Source organism: Mycobacterium innocens (assembly GCF_900566055.1).
In the GTDB taxonomy this organism is placed as follows: domain Bacteria; phylum Actinomycetota; class Actinomycetes; order Mycobacteriales; family Mycobacteriaceae; genus Mycobacterium; species Mycobacterium innocens.
The window spans coordinates 1-5,931 of record NZ_UPHQ01000019.1 but is presented as its reverse complement, the minus strand read 5'-3'; the positions used below and the strand labels follow the sequence as shown (position 1 = coordinate 5,931).

7 protein-coding genes are annotated in these 5,931 nt (G+C 67.3%); 2 read left to right on the top strand and 5 right to left on the bottom strand.

The window, feature by feature from the left end; translation table 11 throughout:
• Positions 1 to 159: 159 nt before the first annotated feature.
• Both EET03_RS01980 and EET03_RS01975 read left to right on the top strand, forming a co-directional pair.
• The gene (locus EET03_RS01980; protein ID WP_075542202.1) at positions 160 to 1,125 is read left to right on the top strand and encodes a LysR family transcriptional regulator; all 966 of its coding nucleotides are present in this window, start codon (positions 160 to 162) and stop codon (positions 1,123 to 1,125) included.
• A 17-nt stretch (positions 1,126 to 1,142) separates the two neighbouring features.
• A complete protein-coding gene (locus EET03_RS01975; protein ID WP_023370097.1) occupies positions 1,143 to 1,361 on the top strand; it encodes a dodecin family protein in 219 nt (72 codons plus the stop codon).
• Between the two features lie 417 nt (positions 1,362 to 1,778).
• Here EET03_RS01975 and EET03_RS01965 read toward each other — a convergent pair whose 3' ends face one another.
• The 5 genes from EET03_RS01965 to ttfA are packed head-to-tail and all read right to left on the bottom strand — an operon-like array spanning position 1,779 to position 5,526.
• On the bottom strand, positions 1,779 to 2,423 hold the full coding sequence (locus EET03_RS01965) for a TrmH family RNA methyltransferase (RefSeq protein WP_063472130.1): 645 nt from the start codon (positions 2,421 to 2,423) through the stop codon (positions 1,779 to 1,781).
• On the bottom strand, positions 2,420 to 3,313 hold the full coding sequence (locus EET03_RS01960) for a hypothetical protein (protein WP_075542204.1): 894 nt from the start codon (positions 3,311 to 3,313) through the stop codon (positions 2,420 to 2,422). Before EET03_RS01960 ends, EET03_RS01965 begins: the two co-directional genes overlap by 4 nt.
• A 10-nt stretch (positions 3,314 to 3,323) precedes the next feature.
• Positions 3,324 to 3,863, bottom strand: coding sequence for an orotate phosphoribosyltransferase (gene pyrE, locus EET03_RS01955; RefSeq protein ID WP_063472131.1), 540 nt, complete (start codon positions 3,861 to 3,863; stop codon positions 3,324 to 3,326).
• Positions 3,850 to 4,623, bottom strand: a complete 774-nt coding sequence (locus EET03_RS01950; RefSeq protein ID WP_075542205.1) for an SDR family NAD(P)-dependent oxidoreductase — start codon at positions 4,621 to 4,623, stop codon at positions 3,850 to 3,852. Before EET03_RS01950 ends, pyrE begins: the two co-directional genes overlap by 14 nt.
• A 45-nt stretch (positions 4,624 to 4,668) precedes the next feature.
• Positions 4,669 to 5,526: a trehalose monomycolate transport factor TtfA gene (ttfA, locus tag EET03_RS01945; protein ID WP_075542206.1), complete on the bottom strand. Its 858-nt coding sequence runs from the start codon at positions 5,524 to 5,526 to the stop codon at positions 4,669 to 4,671.
• Between the last annotated feature and the right edge of the window lie 405 nt (positions 5,527 to 5,931).

Sequence of the window (5,931 nt, the reverse complement as noted above, 5' to 3'; positions counted from 1 at the left end):
GGTTACCAGGATTCTGTTCTGTCCACCGGTCAATTCGCTGGCGCACCCGAGGACGCGCTCGACACCGCCTGCGGTCTCTATCTCGGCGATCCGACCGCCTGGACCTAACCCCCGACGGACTTCCGGGCGAGACCACTAAGCCAGAAGTAGGCTCTTTCCATGACTCCGGCTCAACTTCGGGCCTATTCGGCGGTGGTGCGACTGGGCTCGGTGCGAGCGGCCGCCGCAGAGCTCGGCCTCTCCGATGCCGGGGTCTCCATGCATATCGCGGCGTTGCGCAAGGAACTGGACGACCAACTGTTCACCAGGACCGGTGCCGGGTTGGCGTTCACCCCCGGCGGGCTGCGGCTGGCCAGCCGGGCAGTGGAAATCCTGGGCCTCCAGCAACAAACGGCGATCGAGGTCACCGAGGCCGCCCACGGCCGCCGGCTGCTGCGCATCGCCGCGTCCAGCACCTTCGCCGAGCACGCGGCACCGGGCCTGATCGAGCTGTTCTCGTCTCGAGCCGACGACCTGTCCGTCGAGTTGAGCGTGCATCCGACGAGCCGATTCCGCGATCTGATTCTGTCACGGGCGGTTGACATCACCATCGGACCGGCCAGCGAAAGTTCGTTTGGTGCCGACGGCTCGCTCTTTGTGCGGCCCTTTCTGAAGTATCAGATCATCACCGTCGTGGCACCCAACAGCCCACTGGCCGTTGGTATTCCGACACCCACGTTGTTGCGCCAGCAGCAGTGGATGCTCGGCCCCTCGGCGGGCAGCGTAGACGGAGAGATCGCAAACATGTTGCGGGACTTGGCGATTCCAGAATCACACCAGCGACTCTTTCAGAGCGATGCCGCTGCCCTCGAGGAGATCCGGCGAGTCGGTGGTGTCACGCTGACCATCGGCTTCGCGGTCGCCAAGGACCTGGCCGCCGGACGGTTGGTGCACGTGACCGGTCCGGGACTGGATAGGTCCGGCGAGTGGTGTGCCTCGACATTGGCACCCTCGGCCCGTCAGCCCGCGGTGTCCGAACTGGTCCGGTTCATCACCACCCCGCGGTGCACCCAGGCGATGATCCGCGGCAGCGGGGTCGGTGTGGCGCGGTTCCGCCCGAAGGTCCACGTCACCTTGTGGAGTTAGCTATACGCTTTACCCCCATGAGCGTGTACAAGGTGATCGACATCATCGGGACCAGCCCTACCTCCTGGGAGCAGGCCGCGGCGGAGGCGGTGCAGCGGGCGCGGGAAAGCGTCGACGACATCCGGGTCGCCCGAGTCATCGAGCAGGACATGTCGGTGGACTCGAGCGGCAAGATCACCTTCCGGATCAAGCTCGAGATCTCGTTCAAGATGAGGCCGGCCAAACCGCGCGACTAGGCATTATCCGAGCCATTGCGGCTGCCGGGCCGTTGCGCCATCGGGCCGTTGCGCCGTCGGGCCGTCGGACCATTGCGCGTGTGGCCGTGGGCCGTTGCGCGTCGGACCATTGCGCGTGTGGCCGTCGAGCCGTTGCGCCGTTGCGCCGTCGAGCCGTTGCGCCGTCGAGCCGTTGCGCCGTCGAGCCGTTGCGCCGTCGGGCCGTTGCGCATCTGGCTTCGACTGTGCGCGTGTGGCTTTGAGTGTGCATCCACGGCTTTGACTGTGTACTCAGGGCTGAGGATTCGCTCCGACGACGCCCTCACGGCACACTGGACGCCCTCAGCGCACACTCGACGCCCTCAGCGCACACTCGAAGCCGCACGCGCACACTCGACGCCCCCAGCGCACACTCGAAGCCGCCAGCGCACACTCGATTCACCAAGCCCGCGACAGGTCGGCATGCTGCCTGATCCAGGCATGCATCGCGATCCCGGCGGCCACGCCGGCGTTGATGCTGCGGGTTGAGCCGAACTGGGCGATCGACACCGTGATCGACGCCCCGGCGCGGGCGTCGTCGGTGATGCCGGGTCCTTCCCGACCGAACACCAGCAAGCACTCCCGCGGCAGCGTCGTCTCCTCCAGCCGCGCCGCCCCGGGGACGTTGTCGACGGCGACCACCGTCAAACCGGCGCCAGTCGCGAACTCCATCAACTCGGCAGTGCTGTCGTGGTGACGCAACCGCTGATAGCGGTCGGTCACCATGGCGCCACGGCGGTTCCAACGCCGACGGCCGACGATGTGCACGGTGTCCACCGCGAACGCGTTGGCGGTACGCACCACCGAACCGATGTTGGCGTCGTGACCGAAGTTCTCGATCGCCACATGCAACGGGTGCCGGCGAGTATCGATGTCGGCGACGATCGCCTCCCGGGTCCAATACCGGTAGGCGTCGACGACATTGCGAGTATCACCGTCGCGCAACAACTCTGGGTCAAACCGCAGGTCGTCGGGCAGGGCGCCCACCCAGGGACCGACACCGCCGGCCGGCACCGCCCATTCGGTGGGCCCCGCTTCGTTCATCGCGACGTCCACACCGCGGCGTGAGTGCCCACGATCGCCACCGTCGCATACAGCAGCGCCTGGTTGATTTCACCCTGGGTGCACAGCGACGCGTCGACGTGTACGGCGTCGCGGGACGCATCCGGCAGGATCAACACCGATGCCCCATAGGTCGCGCACGCCGGGCTCAATCCGCGGCCGGGCAGCGTCGGCGCGGCGAGCAGCATCATCGGCCCGCCGCGGGCGGCGGAGTCGTCGCGATAGCGGGTCGCCAGCGCATCGGCCGCCAACCCCAGCAGCATGTAGCCGTTGCCGGTGAATGCCGCCGGGTCCCCGAGCTGGGTCTTGGTCACCGGCGTACCGTCGGCGCGCCAGGCCGACAAGCTGGTGGTCTTGACCACCAGACCGGTGTCGTTCTGATTCGTCGGCAACATCCCCACCGGAAACGCGGCCGGGTAAGCGGCCGCGGTAGTGGCGATCCGATCATGAGGCGAATACGTATACACACCGCGCACCGCGCTGCGGTCGGTCAGCGGGCCCAGACAGACCGTGCCGGTGAGCCGGTCCGGCGGCGCCGACAGCGGCTTGGCGATATCGCGCACCCTGGTCATCGCGTCGTCACAACTGCCGAGGCCGGTCGACTCCAGCGGATGGGCCAGGGCACCGTAGAGGCCATAGCGAATGTCTTCGGGTTTGGCGTGTGGCGCATGGGGGTCGCTCGGCGAAGCATCGACGTCGACCAGAACGTAGTCACCGGACCAGCGCAGATTCGACACCGCCATGTTCCACCCCAGCACCGATAGCGATTCGCCCAGCCGGGCGCTCTGGGCGCCGTAGATGCGATCCGGTGTCGAATGGGAGCAGGCCACCAGGCAGGACAACGCCACGATCAGCGCAACCAGAACACGCACCGCCGCCGGCCTACCCCAGCCCCAGATCCGCAAGCCCCAGCACGCTGCGGTACGGCAGACCTTCGGCCTCGATAGCCTCGGCGGCACCGGTGGCGCGGTCTACGACAACGGCCACGCCGACCACCTCGCCTCCGGCGTCTTGGACAGCGTGCACCGCGGTCAGCGCGGAGTTGCCGGTGGTACTGGTGTCCTCGACCACCAGGACCCGCTGACCGGACACCTCGGATCCCTCGATAAGTCGTTGCAGGCCATGGGTTTTCGCCGACTTTCGGACGACGAACGCGTCGATCGGGCGGCCGGGCGCGTGCATGATGGCGGTCGCCACCGGATCGGCGCCGAGCGTCAGGCCGCCGACGAGCGCATAGTCCCAGTCGGCGGTGAGTTCGCGCATCAGCCTGCCGATCAATGCCGACGCCCGGTGATGCAGGGTGGCGCGGCGCAGGTCGACGTAGTAGTCGGCCTGTTTGCCCGACGACAGCGTGACGCGCCCGTGCACCACCGACAACCGGCGCACCAGCTCGGCGAGCTCGCCGCGGTCAGCTTCGGCCACTGCCGCCGCCGACACGTTTGACTGCCGCCCTGACCAGGACCCGCGGCATCAGCCGCCCGGCCGTGACAATCGCCTTGTAGTGCAGGCCCGGGACGCTGATCACCTTGCCGCGGGTGACATCGGCCAGACTCTGGCTGACCACGTCGTCGACCTCGAGCCACATGAACGACGGGAGCTTGGCCATGTCAATGCCGGCCCGGGCATGGAATTCGGTGTGCACGTAACCCGGGCATACGGCGTGCACACTGACACCGGTGCCCTGCAACCCGTTGGCCAAGCCCTCGCTGAACGAGATCACCCAGGCTTTGGACGCGGAGTAGGTCGACCCGCGGCCGGATAGCAGACCGGCGACACTGGCGATGTTGATGACGGTGCCCGCGCCGGCTTCGAGCATGGCCGGCAACGCGGCCCGGGTCAGTTGCATCACCGCCGTCACGTTGACGTCGAGCTGCGCCTGCAGCAGGGCGGGATCGGTCGTCCAGAATTCCCCGGAGGTGCCCAGACCGGCATTGTTGACCAACACCCGGACGCCCCGGCAGAGCCGTTCGGCGACCTTGGCCCGATCGGCCGCGTCGGCCAGGTCGGCGGGCAGGATCTCGACGCCGCCGGCCTGCGCTTCCAACTCGCCGGCCAATTGCTGCAACCGGTCGACATCACGGGCGACGAGAACCAGGTCGTAGCCGTCACGCGCGTAGCGTCGCGCGTAGCCGGAGCCAATCCCGGAAGTCGGACCTGTGATCAGCGCGACGGGCCGTGGCATGAGCGACAGTGTACTGACCGGCCGCCGGCCCCCCGGGCCCCGCTATCAGTGCTGGAAGTTGCTGGCTTGCCGGCCGTTACGACCGGCCGGCGGCGGACGCCGAAGGCCTTCGGGACGACCTTGTTCACGACGCACCGGCTCGGCCACCCGACGAGCCGGATCGGGTATCAGCCCAGCGGCCGGGTCGGCCTGAGCGCGCCGGGGCGGCAATTCGGCCTGACGCGCGGATGCCAGCGGACGCCCCGGTGCTGCGTTGCGCGCCGGTTCTGCGCTCTCTTGAGAGGTCTCGTCCTGCGGCAGCGGCGGCAACACCCGCAACAGGTCGTTGAACTGGCGCACGGTGCGCAGTCCCTCGTCCCACTGGGCGCGGGTGCTGGAGATCGGCATGCTGACCAACGTCCAGTTCTGCTCGTTCCACATGATCTCGGCGCAGTCGGGTGCGGAGTGCGCGAAGGTGACCATGCGCCGGTCGCAGGCCCGCCGGGCCGCGTCGAGATTGGTGGAGTAGACCATCCGCGGCCCGATCGCGCCGAGCAACCAGATGTCGCTCTCCCGTGGTTCCTTGAGTCCCTTGAGCCGCAGGTCTACCACGACGTTGGTGCCCAACTTGCGGTGCAGGGCGATCACCGTGGCGACTTCCTCGAGATCGAAAATGTAGACGGCCTCGCCGCGGATCTGACCCAGCACGACGTTCTTGGCCGGGACATCACCGACCGTCGACATCACACCGCGCTTCCAGCGATGCAGGATTTCGGTCGACTCGCGCTCGTAGTCGAAGCCGTGCGACCGCGCCCACGACCTACGACGTCGGCTGCGCCCGCGTCGTCGATCGATGTCGACGTACAGCAACACCACCGCACCTACGAAACACAGCGCGGACAGCGTGAACCAAAGCGGGACCACGGAAGACAGCCTATCTGCTGATGGGCCCGAATAAAGAATCCGAGCAGGTCACAACCGAATCACAGGAGTCAATACCGGTCGCATGTGGCGGCAAACGTCATTTCACTTGGGCCGCGGCGCCCCAGGATGCGCCCGGCACCACGGCTGCAGCGCGGAAACGCACGGGACGGATTAAATCCGGGTGGATCCGGGTGGATCATTGCCGACATCGAATCCGCAACTATCGAGACGGGAGTCATCTGCCTCAAAATTTCATGCGGGTGTAGGTGACGCCGTGATGTGGGGCCGGCGACGCTTGTTGATCTTGATTTCGTGGTGCCGGGTAGGTTTCGGCGCCGCGTGTCGTGCGGTGACGCCGGGTTCCAGGTCCCGGTGGGGTTCGCTGCTTCCTGGGGTAGTCGCGAC